Annotated in this window: 1 protein-coding gene and 1 pseudogene; one reads left to right on the top strand and one right to left on the bottom strand. The window is 33.9% G+C overall.

Annotation, left to right across the window (positions count from 1 at the left end):
* Positions 1-175, bottom strand: a pseudogene (locus GJU32_RS22795) (L-glutamate gamma-semialdehyde dehydrogenase); the annotation flags it as partial.
* A gap of 145 nt (positions 176-320) precedes the next feature.
* Here GJU32_RS22795 and GJU32_RS22790 point away from each other — a divergent pair.
* Complete coding sequence (locus GJU32_RS22790; RefSeq protein WP_155594161.1) at positions 321-1,628, top strand: AAA-type ATPase lid domain-containing protein; 1,308 nt, start codon at positions 321-323, stop codon at positions 1,626-1,628.
* Positions 1,629-1,740: the final 112 nt, after the last annotated feature.

Genomic DNA, 1,740 nt, shown 5'->3' with positions numbered 1-1,740 from the left:
TCTTTGCAGGATTGTACGAAACGATTTTATCTTCTGTTGTAATGCGCTCGCCACCAATAATTAGTGGGTAGTCTTGACCTAAATAACCTTCAACTTTATTTAAAGCCTCTACATAAGCATTGTAGTTTTCCTCTTTTGAAAAATCTGTAAATGGTTCGTGTTTGTATGGAATCATACTTAATCCTCCCTTGTGAGATGTATTTGGGTATGCAAAAAACATTGACGCAAAATATTTTTGCGTATAAAATATTCTTACACTTATTATAATGCAAAATTTCGTTGCATATTTCAAGTAAAAAATTTTTGAGGTGCACATTTTTATGAAAAATTCTGAACCTTTACTACCTTTTTATGAGTTTATTGCAACAAATGTATCCGTTGGTATACATGCAGTAGACCTATCTGGTAAAACGATTATTTACAATACAAAAATGAAAGAAATTGAAGGATTTCATTTTGATGAACTTGCGGATCGTTCCATTATTGAAATGTTTTCCTTCCGTCAGCATGAAAGTACATTAATGCGTGTCTTACAAACAGGAAAAAAAGAAATCAATGTTAAACAATCCTATTGGAATAAAAATGGCCATGAAATTACAACAATTAATGATACTTTTCCACTTATTGTGGAAGGTAAACTCATTGGTGCAATAGAATTTGCACGTGATATTACCTCACTTGAAAAGCTTGTTTATCAACCCCTTCGTCGTTACGATGAACCGTTAACATTTGATATGATTAAAGCTGATTCTGAATCAATGATCCAGGTCATCGAGAACGCTAAAAAAGCAGCAGCTGTAAAATTACCTGTATTATTAATCGGTGAATCTGGCACAGGAAAAGATTTAGTAGCTGAAGGGATACACCATGCAGCTTCTCCAGATCCTGAAGCCTTTGTAACACTCGTTAGTCGTCGTTCAGCTCAATCGGTACTTGATAAATTAAAACAGCTTTTAGAAGAAGAAAAAGATTACACCTTTTTCTTTGAACGCATAGATTTTTTGAGCTTAGACATTCAAGACCAATTATTAGATATACTACAATCCCTTCCACAGTCGAAATATATGCTGATTGGAAGTGTAGGCAGCGACCCAATTACATTAATTGCTGAAAAAAAGCTATCAAAATCACTTTATTATTTCTTTGCAACAATGGCTATTACTATCCCTAATTTAACGGATCGAAAAGAAGATATTCTACCTTTTGTCGATGATTATTTTAGTCGACATAGAGAACGATTTGCCTCACAAGTCACTGAACTTGCACCAGATGTACAGGAATTATTCTTACAATATGATTGGCCTGGTAATTTAAAGGAACTTGAGCTACTACTGGATGAAATTGTTTCATTTATGACAATCGAGTCGACTGTTACCTCGGATCTATTGCCATTACATTTCCGCTTCAAGGTACAACAACAAGACACAAACAATCGTGAGCCTGAATTTTTTATGTTCCATCAAAATCATGAGGTCATGCCACTCGATGCTTATTTACGTGAAGCCGAATCATATTATGTGCAGAATGTCTTAAATTTATATGAGGGTAATATTACAAAGGCAGCAAATGCACTTGGGATGAGTCGACAAAATCTACAATACCGAATCCGAAAAATAAAAAAACAATAGCAAAAAAAGAGGATTGATATTATCCCCTATAAGTAGACAATGTAAAAAAAACTACATTAAACTGTAGTTAACATTCTACTTAAAGGGGATTTTCTATGGCTCGAAAAAATCA

This window comes from Lysinibacillus cavernae (assembly GCF_009724685.1).
GTDB classification, from domain to species: Bacteria; Bacillota; Bacilli; order Bacillales_A; family Planococcaceae; genus Lysinibacillus; species Lysinibacillus cavernae.
This window is presented reverse-complemented; position numbering and strand designations above follow the sequence as displayed.

Excerpts from the sequence above, each read along its gene's own strand:
- GJU32_RS22790 (WP_155594161.1), top strand. The coding sequence starts at position 321 with ATGAAAAATTCTGAACCTTTACTACCTTTTTATGAGTTTATTGCAACA.